Source organism: Malikia sp., assembly GCF_028687635.1.
Lineage (GTDB): Bacteria > Pseudomonadota > Gammaproteobacteria > Burkholderiales > Burkholderiaceae_C > Malikia.
Genome location: NZ_JAQTZS010000012.1, coordinates 52587 through 68724 on the forward strand (window position 1 = coordinate 52587; position 16138 = coordinate 68724).

At 67.5% G+C, this 16138-nt stretch carries 16 protein-coding genes; 10 read left to right on the forward strand and 6 right to left on the reverse strand.

Going from position 1 to position 16138, the window contains the following annotated elements:
- The first annotated feature begins 7 nt into the window (after window positions 1–7).
- From serC to PHR85_RS09250, 10 genes are all read left to right on the forward strand, one after another.
- Window positions 8–1099, forward strand: coding sequence for a 3-phosphoserine/phosphohydroxythreonine transaminase (serC, locus tag PHR85_RS09205; RefSeq protein WP_300053357.1), 1092 nt, complete (start codon window positions 8–10; stop codon window positions 1097–1099).
- A gap of 15 nt (window positions 1100–1114) precedes the next feature.
- Window positions 1115–2233: a prephenate dehydratase gene (gene pheA / locus PHR85_RS09210; protein ID WP_300053360.1), complete on the forward strand. Its 1119-nt coding sequence runs from the start codon at window positions 1115–1117 to the stop codon at window positions 2231–2233.
- Window positions 2234–2266: 33 nt separating this feature from the next.
- Window positions 2267–3163 (forward strand): prephenate dehydrogenase/arogenate dehydrogenase family protein, encoded by an 897-nt coding sequence (locus PHR85_RS09215; RefSeq protein WP_300053363.1) that lies wholly within the window; start codon window positions 2267–2269, stop codon window positions 3161–3163.
- Window positions 3164–3169: 6 nt separating this feature from the next.
- Window positions 3170–5188: a bifunctional 3-phosphoshikimate 1-carboxyvinyltransferase/cytidylate kinase gene (locus tag PHR85_RS09220; RefSeq protein WP_300053366.1), complete on the forward strand. Its 2019-nt coding sequence runs from the start codon at window positions 3170–3172 to the stop codon at window positions 5186–5188.
- A 188-nt stretch (window positions 5189–5376) separates the two neighbouring features.
- Window positions 5377–7056 (forward strand): 30S ribosomal protein S1, encoded by a 1680-nt coding sequence (gene rpsA, locus PHR85_RS09225; RefSeq protein WP_300053369.1) that lies wholly within the window; start codon window positions 5377–5379, stop codon window positions 7054–7056.
- 77 nt (window positions 7057–7133) lie between these two features.
- Entirely contained in the window at window positions 7134–7436 is a 303-nt protein-coding gene (locus PHR85_RS09230; RefSeq protein ID WP_300053373.1) for an integration host factor subunit beta, read from the forward strand.
- Between the two features lie 40 nt (window positions 7437–7476).
- Window positions 7477–7755 (forward strand): lipopolysaccharide assembly protein LapA domain-containing protein, encoded by a 279-nt coding sequence (locus PHR85_RS09235; protein WP_300053376.1) that lies wholly within the window; start codon window positions 7477–7479, stop codon window positions 7753–7755.
- The gene (lapB, locus tag PHR85_RS09240) at window positions 7745–8893 is read left to right on the forward strand and encodes a lipopolysaccharide assembly protein LapB (protein WP_300053379.1); all 1149 of its coding nucleotides are present in this window, start codon (window positions 7745–7747) and stop codon (window positions 8891–8893) included. The genes PHR85_RS09235 and lapB overlap by 11 nt, the downstream gene beginning before the upstream one ends.
- Window positions 8894–8907: 14 nt before the next feature.
- Window positions 8908–9291: a DUF6394 family protein gene (locus PHR85_RS09245; protein WP_300053382.1), complete on the forward strand. Its 384-nt coding sequence runs from the start codon at window positions 8908–8910 to the stop codon at window positions 9289–9291.
- Between the two features lie 9 nt (window positions 9292–9300).
- Complete coding sequence (locus tag PHR85_RS09250; protein WP_300053384.1) at window positions 9301–11037, forward strand: TrkA family potassium uptake protein; 1737 nt, start codon at window positions 9301–9303, stop codon at window positions 11035–11037.
- Here the strand turns inward: PHR85_RS09250 and PHR85_RS09255 are convergent.
- The 6 genes from PHR85_RS09255 to rpsP all read right to left on the reverse strand — a co-directional run bounded on the left by PHR85_RS09255 (window position 10944) and on the right by rpsP (window position 16075).
- On the reverse strand, window positions 10944–12965 hold the full coding sequence (locus PHR85_RS09255; RefSeq protein WP_300053386.1) for an ATP-binding protein: 2022 nt from the start codon (window positions 12963–12965) through the stop codon (window positions 10944–10946). The two genes, PHR85_RS09250 and PHR85_RS09255, sit on opposite strands and share 94 nt — an antisense overlap.
- Window positions 12962–13846 carry a phosphate/phosphite/phosphonate ABC transporter substrate-binding protein gene (locus tag PHR85_RS09260; protein ID WP_300053389.1) on the reverse strand — a complete coding sequence of 295 codons (885 nt, stop codon included), beginning with the start codon at window positions 13844–13846 and terminating at the stop codon, window positions 12962–12964. Before PHR85_RS09260 ends, PHR85_RS09255 begins: the two co-directional genes overlap by 4 nt.
- Window positions 13847–13939: 93 nt before the next feature.
- Entirely contained in the window at window positions 13940–14296 is a 357-nt protein-coding gene (rplS, locus tag PHR85_RS09265; RefSeq protein WP_300053392.1) for a 50S ribosomal protein L19, read from the reverse strand.
- A gap of 102 nt (window positions 14297–14398) precedes the next feature.
- Window positions 14399–15193: a tRNA (guanosine(37)-N1)-methyltransferase TrmD gene (gene trmD, locus PHR85_RS09270; protein ID WP_300053395.1), complete on the reverse strand. Its 795-nt coding sequence runs from the start codon at window positions 15191–15193 to the stop codon at window positions 14399–14401.
- A 25-nt stretch (window positions 15194–15218) separates the two neighbouring features.
- Entirely contained in the window at window positions 15219–15803 is a 585-nt protein-coding gene (gene rimM, locus PHR85_RS09275) for a ribosome maturation factor RimM (RefSeq protein ID WP_300053398.1), read from the reverse strand.
- Between the two features lie 2 nt (window positions 15804–15805).
- A complete protein-coding gene (gene rpsP, locus PHR85_RS09280) occupies window positions 15806–16075 on the reverse strand; it encodes a 30S ribosomal protein S16 (RefSeq protein ID WP_105729184.1) in 270 nt (89 codons plus the stop codon).
- Window positions 16076–16138 lie beyond the last annotated feature (63 nt).

A 16138-nucleotide genomic window follows, 5' to 3' on the forward strand; every position in this document is an offset into this window, starting at 1 on the left:
GCCACCTATGAAGCGACCCTACAACTTCTCCGCCGGCCCGGCCACCATGCCCGAGGCCGTGCTGCAACAAGCCGCCGCCGAGATGCTGGACTGGCATGGCAGCGGCATGGGCGTGATGGAAATGAGCCATCGCGGCAAGGAATTCATCTCGATCCACGAGCAGGCCGAGGCCGACCTGCGCGAGCTGCTCGCGGTGCCGGCCCACTTCCGCATCCTGTTCATGCAGGGTGGCGCGCTGGCCGAGAACGCGATCATCCCGCTCAACCTGGCGCGCGGCGGCGCGGCCGACTTCGTCGTGACCGGCGGCTGGAGCCAGAAATCCTACAAGGAGGCGGCCAAGTTCTGTCAGGCGCGACTGGCGGCATCGACCCAGGTGTCCGGCTTCACCACCCTGCCCGACCCGGCCAGCTGGCAGCTCGGTGCCGACAGCGCCTATGTGCATGTCTGCAGCAACGAGACCATCCACGGCGTCGAGTTTCACGAACTACCCGACCTCAAGGCGCTGGGCTGCGACGCCCCGCTGGTGGTCGACTTCTCGTCCAACGTGGCCTCGCGCCCGGTCGACTGGAGCCGCGTCGGCCTGGCCTTCGGCGGCGCGCAGAAGAACCTGGGCCCGGCCGGTCTGACGCTGGTGATCGTGCGCGAGGACCTGCTCGGTCACGCCTTGCCGCAATGCCCGAGCGCCTTCGATTACAAGCTGGTGGCCGAGGCCGGCTCGATGTACAACACACCGCCGACCTACGCCATCTACATGGCCGGCCTGGTGTTCCAGTGGCTGAAACGTCAGGGCGGCGTCGCCGCGATCGAGGCGGCCAACATCGCCAAGGCGCAGCTGTTCTACGACTACCTCGACGGCTCGCAGCTGTACGAGAACCGGGTCGCGCGCGATTGCCGCTCGCGCATGAACATCCCCTTCTTCCTGCGCGACGAGGGCCGCAACGACGCCTTCCTGGCCGGCGCCAAGGCGGCCGGGCTGCTGCAGCTCAAGGGCCACAAGTCGGTCGGCGGCATGCGCGCCAGCCTCTACAACGCGATGCCGATCGAAGGCGTGCAGGCGCTGGTCGCCTACATGCAGGAATTCGAGCGTACCCAGGCCTGAGAAAAACCTAGCTTCATGACCGACAAGACCCCCCAACCGGCCGGACCGGTGCAAAGCGCCGCCCTGGGCGAGCTGCGCATCCAGATCGATGCGCTCGACCACCAGCTGCTGCAGCTGCTGAACCAGCGCGCGCGCGTGGCCGAACAGGTCGGCGCCATCAAGCGCGCCGAGGGTTCGCCCTTCTTCCGTCCTGACCGCGTGGCCCAGGTGATCGCCAAGATCGAGGCGGCCAACCCGGGCCCGCTGCTCAACGCCCATGTGGCCGCGATCTGGCGCGAGATCATGTCGGCCTGCCTGGCGCTGGAGTCGCCGCAGCGCGTCGCCGTGCTGGGCCCCGAGGGCACTTTCTGCGAGCAGGCGGCGGTCGAGTTCTTCGGCAGCGCAGCCAACCTGATCTACTGTTCGAGCTTCGACGAGGTCTTCCAGTCCACCACCTCGGGCAACGCCCAGTACGGCGTGGTCGCGATCGAGAACTCGACCGAGGGCGCGGTGGCACGTTCGCTCGACCTGTTCCTGCGCTCGCCGGTGCATGTGATCGGGCAGGTCAGCCTGCAGGTGCGCCACAACCTGCTGCGCCAGAGCGATGCGCTAGAAGGCATCGAGGTCGTGCTGGCGCATCCGCAGGCGCTGGCGCAATGCCAGAACTGGCTGTCCAAGCACCTGCCCAACGCCGAGCGGCGCGCGGTTTCGAGCAACGCCGAGGGCGCGCGCCTGGCCGCGGCCAACCCGACCTGGGCCGGCATCGCGAGCGAGCGCGCCGCAGCCCAGTTCGGGCTGCACATCGTCTCGCACGCGATCCAGGACGAGGCCTTCAACCGCACCCGCTTCGCCGTGATCTGCCTGCCCCAGACCATGGCGATGCCGCCGGCCACGGGCAAGGACTGCACCAGCCTGGTGGTCTCGGTGCCGAACAAGCCCGGCGCGGTGCATGACCTGCTGGTGCCGCTCAAGCAGAACGGCGTCTCGCTGACCCGCTTCGAGTCGCGCCCGGCCAAGTCGGGCCAGTGGGAGTACTACTTCTACATGGACATCGCGGGCCACCCGTCGCAGCCGCAGGTCGCCGCCGCGCTCGACGAACTCAAGGGCCTGTGCGCCTTCTACCAGGTGCTGGGCGCCTACCCGACCGCCGACTGATCCGGCGCCGCTGCTTTTTTTCCTGATTCTTCTATGTTCGAGCAACTCGGTCTGATCGGCTGCGGCCTCATGGGCGGCTCCTTCGCGCTCGCGCTCAAGGAGGCTGGCCTGGTGCGCCAGGTCGTCGGCTACAGCAAGTCGGAGCGCACGCGCGAGCGCGCGCTGGCACTCGGCGCGATCGATATCTGCGCCGAGACGCTGGAGCAAGCGGTCGAGGGCTCCGACCTGGTGCTGCTGGCGGTGCCAGTAGCGGCCACCGAGTCCAGCCTGGCCGCGATCGCGCCGGTATTGGCGCCACGCGCGCTGCTGATGGATGTGGGCTCGACCAAGTGCGATGTGGTGGCCGCGGCGCGGCGCGCGCTTGGCGAGCGGCTGAGTCGCTTCGTGCCGGCGCACCCGATCGCCGGCAAGGAGTCCGCCGGCATCGAGCACGCCGACGTGGCGCTCTACCACGAGCGCCAGCTGATCCTGACCCCACTGCCCGAGACCCACCCGCCGCTGGTCGCGTTGGCCGCAGAACTCTGGAGCCTGCTGGGCAGCCAGGTGCTGCAGATGAGCCCCGAGCGGCACGACGCCGCCTACGCCAGCGTCAGCCACCTGCCGCACCTGCTGGCCTTTGCCGCGATGAACGCCATCCTGGGACAGCCGCAGGCCGACGAATGGCTGGCGCTGGCAGGACCGGGATTCCGCGACTTCAGCCGCATCGCGGCCAGCGACCCGAGCGTCTGGCGCGACATCCTGCTGGCCAACCGCGAACAGGTGCTCGCACAGTCGCGTCATTTGCGCGCGGCGCTCGACACGCTCGAAGCCACCATGCAGGCCGGCGACGCCAGCGCGCTGCAAGCCCTGATCACCCAGGCCAGCCAGGCCCGCGCCGGCTGGCGGCTCGGTGGCTCGACCCCCTCCCCTTCAGAAGCCGATCCGGCCTGACCCAACATGTACTCGACCCATTTCCTCGACCTGCCGCCGCTGCGCGCGGCCGGCGGCAGCGTGACCCTGCCCGGCTCCAAGAGCATCTCCAACCGCGTGCTGCTGCTGGCGGCCCTGAGCGCGGGCGAGACCACCCTCCACGACCTGCTCGACTCGGACGACACCCGCGTGATGCTGGCCGCGCTCGAGACCCTGGGCTGCGGCATCGAGCGCCTGGGCGGCCACAGCGTCAAGGTGCGCGGCCTGGCGGGTGCACTGCCGGTCCAGTCGGCCGACCTGTTCCTGGGCAACGCCGGCACCGCGATGCGTCCGCTGACCGCCGCGCTCGCGCTGCTGGCGGCGCAGCAGGGCGGAAAGTTCGAGCTGCGCGGCATCGCGCGCATGCACGAGCGCCCGATCGGCGACCTGGTCGACGGCCTGCGCCAGCTCGGCTGCCCGGTCGACTACCTGGGCAACGAGGGCTACCCGCCGCTGCGCCTGGGTCATGGCGAGCCGGCCACACTGCAACTAGACAAAGCCATCCAGGTACGCGGCAATGTGTCGAGCCAGTTCCTGACCGCGTTGTTGCTGGCGCTGCCGCTGGTCGCCACCCAGGACGTGGTGATCGAGGTGGTGGGCGAGCTGATCTCCAAGCCCTACATCGAGATCACGCTCAAGCTGCTGGAGCGCTTCGGCGTCACCGTGCGGCGCGAAGGCTGGCAGCGATTCATCATCCCGGCCGGCAGCCGCTACCGTTCGCCGGGCAGCATCCACGTCGAGGGCGATGCGTCATCGGCGAGCTACTTCGTGGCGCTGGGCGCGATCGCCGAATCGGAACAAGGCCTCACGATCCAGGGCGTGGGGCTCGATTCGATCCAGGGCGATATCCGCTTCGTCGAGGCGGCACAAGCCATGGGCGCGCAGGTGACGGGATCGGCCAACAGCCTGCAGATCCGCCGTGGCGCCTGGCCGCTGAAGGCGATCGACCTCGACTGCAACCACATTCCCGACGCCGCGATGACGCTGGCCGTGATGGCGCTTTACGCCGACGGCACGACCACGCTGCGCAACATCGAGAGCTGGCGCGTCAAGGAGACCGACCGCATCGCCGCCATGGCCTGCGAACTGCGCAAGCTCGGCGCCAGCGTCGAGGAAGGCCAGGACTACATCAAGGTGACCCCGCCGGCAGCCGACGGCTGGCAGGCCGCGTCCATCCACACCTATGACGACCACCGGGTCGCGATGTGCTTCTCGCTCGCGGCCTTCAACCCGGCCGGACTGCCGGTGCGGATCGAGGACCCGAAATGCGTCGCCAAGACTTTCCCGGACTATTTCGAGGCGCTGTTCTCGGTCGTGCAGGCTGACTTCAAAGACATCCCGGTGATCTGCGTCGACGGCCCGACGGCTTCGGGCAAGGGCACGCTGGCCAGCCAGCTCGCGCAGCGCCTGGGCTACCAGCTGCTGGACTCGGGCGCGCTGTACCGCGTCACGGCCTACGCCGCGCTGCAGGCCGGGCTGACACTCGAAGCGGGCGACGAGGCAGCGATTGCCGATCTGGCCCGCCGCCTGCCGGTGAGCTTCGACGGCGAGCGCGTGCTGCTGTCGGGCCAGGACGTGACCGACGCGATCCGCAGCGAAACCGGCGGCATGAACGCCTCGAAAGTCTCGGTGCTGCCCGCCGTGCGCGCGGCGCTGGTCGAGCTGCAGCACAGCTTCCGCCGCCTGCCGGGACTGGTCGCCGACGGCCGCGACATGGGCACGGTGATCTTCCCCGGCGCGCCACTCAAGGTCTTCCTGAGCGCGAGCGCCGAGCAGCGCGCCGCTCGCCGCCATAAGCAGTTGATTTCCAAAGGCGTCGATGCTAGACTAGCAGACCTTTTGGCCGACTTGGTCGAGCGTGACTTGCGCGACACCACGCGCCAGAGCGCTCCGCTCAAGCCGGCCGAGGACGCCTTGCCGCTGGACAACTCCGAGCTGGGCATCGAGGAATCGGTGCGGCTCGTGTTGTCCTGGTGGCAAGGCAGGCGCCCCTTCCAGGGCACCTGAAACGTGAGCGCCCCGCCCGGGGCGCTTGCATTGGCCCATTTCGGGCCAGGCCCCGAAGGCCCCGCCGGATGTGATCCGCAGGCCTCAGGGATATCAACCTGCAACCCGCGCCGCCTGCTCTGGCGACGCGTATTGGCATCTGCCGCGCGCCTGTTCCCATTCAGCTGGGCGAGCGGTTTAGGAAAAACATGTCTGAATCTTTTGCCGCCCTGTTTGAAGAATCTCTGCAACGTGCCAACATGCGCGCGGGCGAGGTCATCACCGCCGAAGTCGTTCGCATCGAGCACAACCATGTGGTCGTCAACGCCGGTCTGAAGTCCGAAGCCTACGTGCCGATCGCAGAATTCAAGAACGACCAGGGCGAACTCGAAGTCCAGGTCGGTGACTTCGTGTCGGTCGCGATCGACTCGGTCGAAAACGGCTACGGCGACACCCTGCTGAGCCGCGACAAGGCCAAGCGCCTGGCTTCGTGGATGGCGCTGGAAAAGGCCCTGGAATCCGGCGAATTCGTCACCGGCACCACCGGCGCCAAGGTCAAGGGCGGCCTCAAGGTCATGGTCAACGGCATCAGCGCCTTCCTGCCGGGCTCGCTGGTCGACAGCCGTCCGACCAAGGACCTGACCCCGTACGAGAACAAGACCCTGGAATTCAAGGTCATCAAGCTCGACCGCAAGCGCAACAACGTCGTGCTGAGCCGCCGTGCCGTGGTCGAAGCCTCGATGGGCGAAGAGCGCGCCAAGCTGATGGAAACCCTGCGCGAAGGCGCGATCGTTTCCGGCGTGGTCAAGAACATCACCGAATACGGTGCCTTCGTTGACCTCGGCGGCATCGACGGCCTGCTGCACATCACCGACATGGCATGGCGCCGCGTGCGTCACCCGTCGGAAGTCGTGACCGCTGGCCAGGAAATCACCGCCAAGGTCCTGAAGTTCGACACCGAGAAGCAACGCGTCTCGCTGGGTCTGAAGCAGATGGGCGACGATCCGTGGCTGGGCGTTTCGCGCCGCTACCCGTCGAGCACCCGCATGTTCGGCAAGGTCACCAACATCGCCGACTACGGCGCCTTCGTCGAGCTGGAACCCGGCATCGAAGGTCTGGTGCACGTGTCCGAAATGGACTGGACCAACAAGAACATCGCTCCGAACAAGATCGTGTCGCTGGGCGACGAGGTCGAAGTCATGGTGCTCGAGATCGACGAAGACAAGCGTCGCATCTCGCTGGGCATGAAGCAGTGCAAGGCCAACCCGTGGCAGGAATTCGCGCAAAACACCAAGCGCGGCGACCGTGTCAAGGGCCCGATCAAGTCGATCACCGACTTCGGCGTCTTCGTCGGCCTGGCTGCCGGCATCGACGGCCTGGTCCACCTGTCCGACCTGTCGTGGAACGAAACGGGTGAAGCCGCCGTCCGCAACTACAAGAAGGGCCAGGAAGTCGAAGCCATCGTTCTGGGCGTGGACGTGGACCGCGAGCGCATCAGCCTGGGCATCAAGCAGCTCGACAGCGACCCGTTCACCACCTTCGTGTCGATCAACGACAAGGGCCAGACCGTCACCGGCAAGGTCAAGACCGTCGACGCCCGTGGCGCCGAGATCGACCTGGGCGAGGACATCGTCGGCTACCTGCGCGCTTCGGAAATCTCGCGCGACCGCGTGGAAGACGCCCGCAACGTGCTGAAGGAAGGCGATGAAGTGACCGCGGTCGTGGTGAACGTGGATCGCAAGACCCGCAACATCCAGCTGTCGATCAAGGCCAAGGACATGGCCGAGCAACAGGAAGCCATGGCTTCGCTGAGCCAGACCGCTGGCAACGCCGGCACCACCAGCCTGGGCGCCCTGCTGCGCGCCAAGCTGGACAGCAACAACGGCTAATCCCTAACCGTTAGCGCCAGGGCCCGGCGCGCTCATCGCGCCGGGCCTTTTTCCTTGCCTTCACGGATTTCATCCCCATGACCCGCAGCGACCTCGTAGAAGCCCTGGCGGCACGCTTCGCCCAACTCGGACAGCGAGACGCCGAACTCGCGGTCAAGGCCCTGCTTGAGGCCATGGCCGATGCGCTGACCAGGGGCCAGCGGATAGAGGTCAGGGGTTTCGGCAGCTTCTCGGTCAACCACCGCCCGGCCCGCATGGGCCGCAACCCACGCTCGGGCGAGAGCGTGGCGATTCCCGACAAGCGGGTACCGCATTTCAAGCCCGGCAAGGCCCTGCGCGAGCAGGTCGACGGCGCCCCGCGCCCCGGCGGTCCCGGCTGAGGCCCTCGCCGCTACAATCCCCCGACCACCGGGGAAAAGCGTGAAATACCTACTGTGGCTGCTCAAGGCAGCCATTTTCTTTGCTCTGTTCGCGTTCGCGCTCAACAACCAGGACCCCGTCCTGCTCAGGCTGTTCGGCGCGCAATGGGAAGCACCGCTCGTGCTGCTGCTGCTGGCCGCGCTCGTGCTGGGCGTCTTCCTGGGCATGGCCGTGATGCTGCCGCCGTGGCTGCGCGCGCGCCGCGCCGCCCGCGCACCGACGACCACCGACGCGACGGCTGAGGCCCCGCCTTCCGAGACCACGCCCCATGGGATTTGACTACAGCTGGCTGCTCTGGAGCCTGCCGCTGACTTTCGTGCTGGGCTGGCTGGCCTCGCGCTACGACCTGCGCCAGTGGCGCGCCGAGCGCAAGCAGAACCCGAAGGCCTATTTCCGCGGCCTGAACCACCTGCTCAACGAGCAGCAGGACCAAGCCGTGGACGCCTTCATCGAGGCGGTGCAGAACGACCCCGACACCTCGGAACTGCATTTCGCGCTCGGCAACCTGTTCCGCCGCCGCGGCGACTACGAGCGCGCGGTGCGCGTGCACGAGCACCTGCTGCAGCGCGGCGACCTGACACAGAAGGACCTGATGCGGGCGCAGCACGCGCTGGCACAGGATTTCCTCAAGGCCGGCCTGCTCGACCGGGCCGAGGCGGCGCTGCGCAAGCTCGAGGACACCGAGCACGCGACCGAGGCGCTGCTGGCGCTGCTGGCGATCTACGAGCGCTCGCGCGACTGGGAACAGGCGGCCGACGCCGCCAGCCGGCTGGAGGCGCGCGGCTGCGGCTCGTTCGAGCTGCGACTGGCGCATTACCGTTGCGAGCAGGCCGAACAGCTGCGCAAGCAGGGCAGCCTGGTCGAGGCGCTGGCCCTGCTGGAGACGCTGGTGCAGCGCACGCCGAAATCGGCGCGGGCCTGGATCTCGCTGGCCGACTTGCGCCAGTCGCTGGGCGATACCAGCGGCGGACTGCAGGCGCTGCACCAGCTCGCCGCCCAGGCGCCGCAGCACCTGCCGCTGGTGGCTCACAGCCTAGCACAATGGTCCAAGCTCAACCGGCAAGGCGGGGACGCCGAGCGGGTGCTGCGCGGCTGGCGCGATCAGCATGCGCCTTCGCTCGACGTGACACAGGCGCTGGCGCTGCTGCAGCCCGATGGTGAACAGGCGCGCCAGCTCTACATCGAGCACCTGCAGCGCGAGCCGTCACTGGTCGCGGCAACCTTCTGGCTGGCCGGCGAGCATTTCGGCCAGCCCGAGGAGGAAAAGCGCGTCAGGCAGGCGTTGGAGCGCGCCTGCGAACCGCTCAAGCGCTACCGCTGCGCCGCCTGCGGCTTCGAGGCGCGCCAGTATTTCTGGCAATGCCCGGGCTGCCAGAGCTGGGACAGCTACCCGCCGCTGCGGGTCGAGGAACTCTAAACCTTTCACACGCCATGAATCTCGAAAAAGTCATCTTCGGTTTCTTCATCGTCCTGGCCGCCACGCTGAACTTCGGCTTCTTCATCGGCGACATCGACAACCCCGTGCACCACCATATCTACGAGCTGTTCGCCGCCGTGGTGGTCAACCTGATCGCGACCATCCTGAAGCTCGGCGACCGCACCCAGATCGGCGCGGTCCACCTCGCGACCAGCCTGGTGGCCGACCTACAGCTGATCGCGGCCGCCATGGTCTGGGGCTACGCCGAGCATGTATCGCAGACCGGCATGACGCCAGAGGTCACGACCAGCATCGTCTCGCTCTCGGGCGGCGCGCTGTTTGCCAACGTGGTGTCGGTCGTGATCCTGATCGCCGAGACCATCATGCAGCGCCGCTGAAGCACGCCCATGAAAGCCGGCCAGGAAATCAGCACCATCTTCCTGGTGCTGCGGCGCGTGCGCGGTACCTTGATCGCGCTGGTGCTGATCTACGCGATCTCGGTGCTGGGGCTCACGCTGGTGCCGGGTCCGCCCGACGCCAACGGTGCCGTCACGCACATGAGCTTCTTCCATGCCTTCTACTTCGTAAGCTACACGGCCACGACCATCGGCTTTGGCGAGATCCCGAACGCCTTCTCGGAGCAGCAGCGGCTCTGGACCCTGGTCTGCATCTATCTGTCGGTGATAGGCTGGGCGGTCTTCATCGGCAAGCTGCTGCAGATGTCCGCGGACGCCAACCTGCAGCGCGCGATCCGCACCAGCCGCTTCGCGCGCAGCGTGCGCAGGCTGCGCGAGCCCTTTTACATCGTCTGCGGCTACGGCGAGACCGGCCACCTGATCTGCCATGCGCTCGACCAGCTGGGCTACCGCGTCGTCGTGATGGAGGTCAATGGCGAGCATCTGGCGGAACTCGAACTGCAAAACCATATCGCGGACATGCCGGCGCTGGTCGCGGATGCGGCCAACCCGAGCCTGCTCAAGCTCGCCGGGCTGCAGCACTGGCATTGCCGCGGCATCGTGTCGCTGACCGACGACGACGACGCCAACCGCACCATCGCGCTGGCGACCCGACTGCTGGCCCCGGATCTGCCGGTGCTGGCGCGCGCCAGCGGCCAGGCGGCGGCGGCCGACATGGCCTCCTTCGGCACCCACCATGTCATCGATCCCTACCGCAAGTTCGGCGACTACCTGGGACTGGCCATGCATGCCCCGGCGGCCTACCAGCTGCTGCTGTGGCTGACCGGCCTGCCCGGCACCACGGTGGAACGCCACCGCAGCCCGCCGCACGGCCACTGGATCCTGCTCGGCTACGGCCGCTTCAGTCAGGGGCTGGCGGCCACCATCGCGAGCGAGGGCATGCCCGTCACGGTGATCGACCTGCAGCCGCCTAGCGCGTCCAGCGCCGGCGTGCGCTGGGTCCAGGGCGATGGCACCAGCGCCGAGGCGCTGCTGCAGGCCGGCGTCACGCAAGCCGCCGGCATCGTGGCGGCGACCTCCAGCGACGTCAACAACCTGTCGGCCACCTTCACCGCGCGCGAACTCAATCCCGGCCTGTTCACCATCGTGCGCCAGAACAGCATGGACAACCAGCCGCTGTTCGAGCGCTTCGATGCCGACCTGACCATGGTGCCGAGCGAGGTGATCGCGCATGAATGCCTCGCGATCCTGACCACCCCGATGCTGGCCCCCTTCCTGCGGGCGGCGCAGTCGGCTGACTGGTGCGAGCCGCTGCTGCAGCGGCTGACGGCCCGGCTGGGCTGGGAGGCCCCCGAGGTCTGGAGCGTGCGGATTGCCGCGCAGGAGGCGCCAGCGCTGCACCACAAGCTCAACCTCGACGATGGCGTCTGCCTGGGCGATCTGCTCAAGGACCACGCCGACCGCAGCGAGGCCCTGCTGTGCGAGGTGCTGCAGCTCGACCGCCAGGGCCAGCCGAGCCAGCTGCTGCCGCCGCCAGACACCCGCCTGCGACAAGGCGATGAGCTGCTGCTGGTCGGACGCCGCCGCTCAAGAGCCCGCCTGGACCTGACGCTGCAGAATGCGCACACGCTGGACTACGTGCTGACCGGCCGCGAATCCTCGGGCAGCTGGTTCTGGGAACAGGTTGCAACGCCACGGCAAAACCGCAGCGCCACCTCGACCACCTGATCGAGCTCGAAGGGCTTGCCGATGAAGTCGTTCATGCCGGCCGCCAGGCAGGCTTGACGGTCCTCGCGGGTGGCATTGGCGGTGATGGCCACGATGGGCAGCTCTTGCCAGCGCCCATCGTCGCGGATGGCACGCGTGGCCTGCAGGCCATCCATGTGCGGCATGCGCATGTCCATGAACACCAGATCGAAGCCCTGCGGCTGCTGCTGCAACGCCGCCAGCGCCTGTTGTCCATCCAGCGCCACCTGAACCTGAGCGCCTTGCTGACCCAGGATTCCCCGCATGATGATGAGGTTGACCGAGGTGTCATCCACCACCAGGATGCGCAGACCCCGCAGCCGCTGGCCAGTCCGGGGCTGCGCGGCCCGGTCCCCCTCTTCTGTTGTCGCCCGGTCCCGCTCGGCTGTCGCGTCCGGATCGGGAAGGTCCAGCGGCAGCTGCAGCGTGAAGCAGCTGCCCTGGCCTGGCGCGCTCTCGACCCGGATCTCGCCGCCCATGAACTCGACCAGGCGCTTGGTGATCGAGAGCCCCAGGCCGGTACCGCCGAAGCGCCGGGTGGTGGTGCTTTCGGCCTGCTGGAAAGGCTGGAACAGCTGCCCGATCTGCTGCGCCGACATGCCGATGCCACTGTCGCTCACCGCCAGTTCCAGACGCTCGCCGCAAGGGGGCACCTGGGAAGCCGGCAGGCGCCGCACCCGCAAGACCACCTCGCCATGCTGGCTGAACTTCACGGAGTTGCTCAGCAGGTTGAGCAGCACCTGGCGCAGGCGCAGGCCATCGCCCAGCAGCCAGTCGGGCAACCCGGCTGCCGCCTGCACCCGCAGCGCGAGCGACTTCGCCTCGGCCGCCGGCGTCATCATGGCCACCAGATCGCGCAGCAAAGCGGGCAAATGCACCGGTTCCCGCAGGATGTCGAGCTTGCCGGCCTCGATCTTGGAGTGATCGAGGATGTCATCGATGATCTGGCGCAGCAACTGGCCGGAGCTGGCGGCCGTCTCCAGATGCTGGCGCAGCGCCTCGTCGAGCGGGCGGCGCAGGGCCAGTTGCAGACTGCCCAGCACGCCATTGATGGGCGTGCGGATCTCGTGGCTCATGACGGCGAGAAATTGGCTCTTGGCGACACTGGCCTGCTGGGCCCTGACCTTTTCAGCCTCGAGCGCGAGGTTGAGCCGCTGCAGGTGTTCGTTGGCTGCCTCGCGCTCGCGCAGCGCGTCCCGCAGATCCAGGGTGCGCTGGCGCACCGTTTCCTCCAGGATCCGGGTGTGGTCGCTGAGCATGTCGGCCATGCGGTTGAAGGCCCGGGCGGTCTCGGCCAGCTCGTCCTCGCCGCGCACCGGCACGCGGACCGAAAAGTCGCCGTCGGCCAGGGCCTGGCTGGCATCGCGCAGCTTGAGCAGCTGCCGTGTCAACACCCCGCCGAGGACGAAGGAGAACACCGCCACCAGCGCCATTTCCAGGGCCGACAGCGCGAGATACCAGCGCCTGGCCTGGCCGAGCAGGTCTTGCAGCCGCCCCAGATCCATGCCGAACTGTATGCTGCCAAAATTCTGGCCCGCCACCTCCACCGGCAAGACATGGTCATAGAGGCCATCGCCGCTCAAGTCCAGCCGCGCCTCGTGCCGCACCGGCTGGAGCGGCAGCTTGCCCATCTGGGCCATCAGGAGGTCGCCGGGACCCAGCACGCGCATGTAACTGATGTCGCCCGTTGCCATGACATCATTGACCACCGCCTCCACGGTGGCCAGGTCCGATGCGACCATGGCGTCGCGCAGGCTGGCCACCAACAGGCGACTGATGCTGGCCATGCGGCGCTCGACATTGTCCTCGTTGGAACTCTGCAACTGGCTCATGCCGTTCCACATCAGGATGGCCAGCAGCACCGCCTCGATCAGGGCGATGCCGACGATGGTCTTGGTGCGGAACTTCACTTCCTGGCGGCAATGGAGCCGACCGGCTGCCTCAGCCTGAGGGCGCGGATGGCATCCCATTCGCTGTCGGTCGCCGCCACCAGGCCCTTGAAGCTCAGGGGCGCGAGCAGGGCCCGCCCGGCCTCGTCACCATCCAGTGAGATGAAAGCCTGGCGCAGGCGATCGAGCAGCTCGGCGCTCACGCGCGGGTGCAGCGCCAGCGCGTGAGGGGTGTAGGCCGGGGTACGGGAGAGCACGCGCAACTGGGACGAGACCTGCGGCTCCATGGCTTCGAAGGTGCGCTGGATGCCGCCGCCGGCCTCGAACAGGCCGTTGGCCACGCCCTTGTAGACACTTTCGTGGGAACTCACGAAACGGGCCTTGATCGCGACCTGCTGACGGCTGAATTCGGCCCGGGGCAGGATGCTGGCGGCAAAGGCCGCCGGCGCCGGGAAGGCCACCCGCTTGCCCTGGAGCTGCTCCAGGTTCTGGAGCGGACTGTCCTTGGGCACCACGATGATGCCCACCAGCTTGCGGTCCTTTTCCTTCAGAAAGGCCTGGTAGCCGGGCGTCTTGCTGAAGACCGTGTAGTGGTAGGGATTCATGTAGGCGAGATCGAACTCGCCCTTCATGACGCGGTCCTCGAAGGCGGAGATGTCCGACGCGGTGCGAAACGCCAGCTGCACGCGAGCGCGTCGCCCGACCTCCTGCAGCAGTGGAATCCACACGCGCGCGAGTTCGCTGGCCGCCTGCTGCGGCACGATGCCCACGCTCAGGACCGGCGGCGCGGGCTGCGCCCAGGCGACGGGAGCGAGCAGCAAGGACCAGACGGCCAACGCCAGCCAGCGCAAGAAAAAGACCCTTGAGCTCGACTTGGGGGAGGATGCGAGACGCTGACTCATGCGGATGCGAGTGGCAAGATGGGACCCGAAAAAGAAAAAAGCGCCTGGCGGCGCTTTTTCCACGAATGATCTCGTCTGCAGAGCAGCCGTCGATCAAGCGCCCAGCTTTTCCTTGATCCGTGCCGACTTGCCGCTGCGCTGGCGCAGGTAGTACAGCTTGGCGCGACGGACGTCACCGCGGCGCTTGACTTCGATCTTGGCGATCAGCGGGCTGTAGAGCGGGAAGGTACGCTCGACGCCTTCGCCGTTCGAGATCTTGCGCACGATGAAGCCGGAGTTCAGGCCACGGTTGCGGCGAGCGATCACGACGCCTTCGTAGGCCTGCACGCGCTTGCGGGTGCCTTCGATCACGTTGACGCTGACGATCACGGTGTCGCCGGGAGCGAAAGGGGGGATTTCTTTGTTCAGACGAGCAATTTCTTCTTGCTCGAGGATCTGGATCAGGTTCATGATTTGCCTCGGTTTTCGTTCATGTACGGCTGCGCTAGGGGCCTCGACACCAACAACAGGTCAAGGCGGCCGCCAGAGGACTGAAAAGCCTTGGATTATAGCCTATCGGCTGTTCTTGTCGACCGGATTGGCGCGCAGCCACTGTTCGTCGGCCTTGCTCAGGGCGCCGCGAGCACGGACGGAAGCGAGCACGTCGGAACGCCACTGGGCGGTCTGGCGCAGGCTTTGCTGGCGGCGCCAGGCCTCGATCTGGCCATGATGGCCCGACAGCAGCACCGGCGGCACCGGCCGCTCGCCGTCCGGACCCTGCCAGACCTCGGGCCGGGTGTAATGCGGGCAGTCGAGCAGGCCGTCGAGCGCGGGGTTGAAGCTGTCTTGCTGGTGGCTGCCGGCATCGTTCAACACCCCGGGCTGCAGCCGCGCGACCGAGTCGAGCAAGGCCATGGCCGGGATCTCGCCGCCCGAAAGCACGAAATCGCCCAGGCTGAGCTGGATGTCGACACAGGCGTCGATGAAGCGCTGGTCCAGGCCCTCGTAGCGGCCGCAGATCAGGATCGCGCCCTGCTCGCCACAGAAGCGCTCGACCACCGGATGCGCCAGCCGCTCGCCCAGCGGCGAGAACAGCACGGTCGGCGCGAGATCGGTTTCGGCGCGCTCGGCGACCCGGTCGGCACGGATGGCCTGCCAGCAGCGGTACAGCGGATCGGGCTGCATCACCATGCCGGGACCGCCACCGAAGGGACGGTCGTCGACGCGGCGGTAATTGCCCTCGGCGAAGTCGCGCAGCTGCCACAGGCGCACGTCGACCTGGCGGCTCTCGAAGGCGCGCCGGTTGATACCGTGACTCAGGAAGGGAGCGAACAGCTCCGGAAACAGGGTGATGACGTCGAAACGCATGGTAGGCGGGAGCGCCTGCAGCGCTTCAGTAGTCGGGTTGCCAGTCGACCGTGATGCGCTTGCCCGGCAGGTCGACCTGGTCGACGTAGACCGAGACAAAGGGGATCATGCGCTCGAGCGTCTTGTCGTCCTCGGTGTATTCGAGGCAGAGCACCGAGTTCGGGCCGGTCGACAGCAGGTCGCGCACGACGCCGAGGTGCACGCCCTCGCGGTTGACGACGTCGAGGCCGAGCAGGTCGACCCAGTAATATTCGTCGTCGCTCTTGGCGGCGGGGAAGTCGGCGCGCGAGACATGGATGCGCGCGCCCTTGAGCGCCTCGGCGGCGTTGCGGTCGGCGATCGACTCGATCCGCGCCACCAGGCCGTCGGCATGGGTCTTGACCTCGTCGACGACGACGGTCACGACACCGGAAAATGCGTCGAAGCCGCGCGCGAAGCGGGCTTCGGGAGGAAGCAGGAACCAGCGCTTGGCAGCCAGCAGCACCTCGGGGTCGGCGCTGTGCGAATGCAGTCGCAGCCAACCCTTGATGCCCCAGGCTTCCTGCACCCGGCCGAGCTCCACCGCGTCAGGCGGCAGAACGGCTGGTTCGAGGCCGGGCAGCCGAGCCATGATCAGGCGGCAGCGGTGGTGGCGGCAGCCGCCTTGGCGGCTTGCTTGACCAGGCGCTCGACGACGTCGGAAGCCTGGGCGCCCACGCCTTGCCAGTAGGTCAGGCGGTCCTGGGCGATGCGCAGCGGCTCTTCGCCACCACGGGCCAGCGGGTTGTAGAAGCCGATACGCTCGATGAAGCGGCCGTCACGACGGTTTTGCTTGTGAGCGACGACGATGTTGTAGAACGGACGGGCTTTGGAGCCGCCGCGGGAGAGTCGGATAACGACCATGGTTTGTCCTTCGGGTGCTGGTGACGGGGCGCCATCGCCCTGTCGCAATTTTCCGCAACGCCT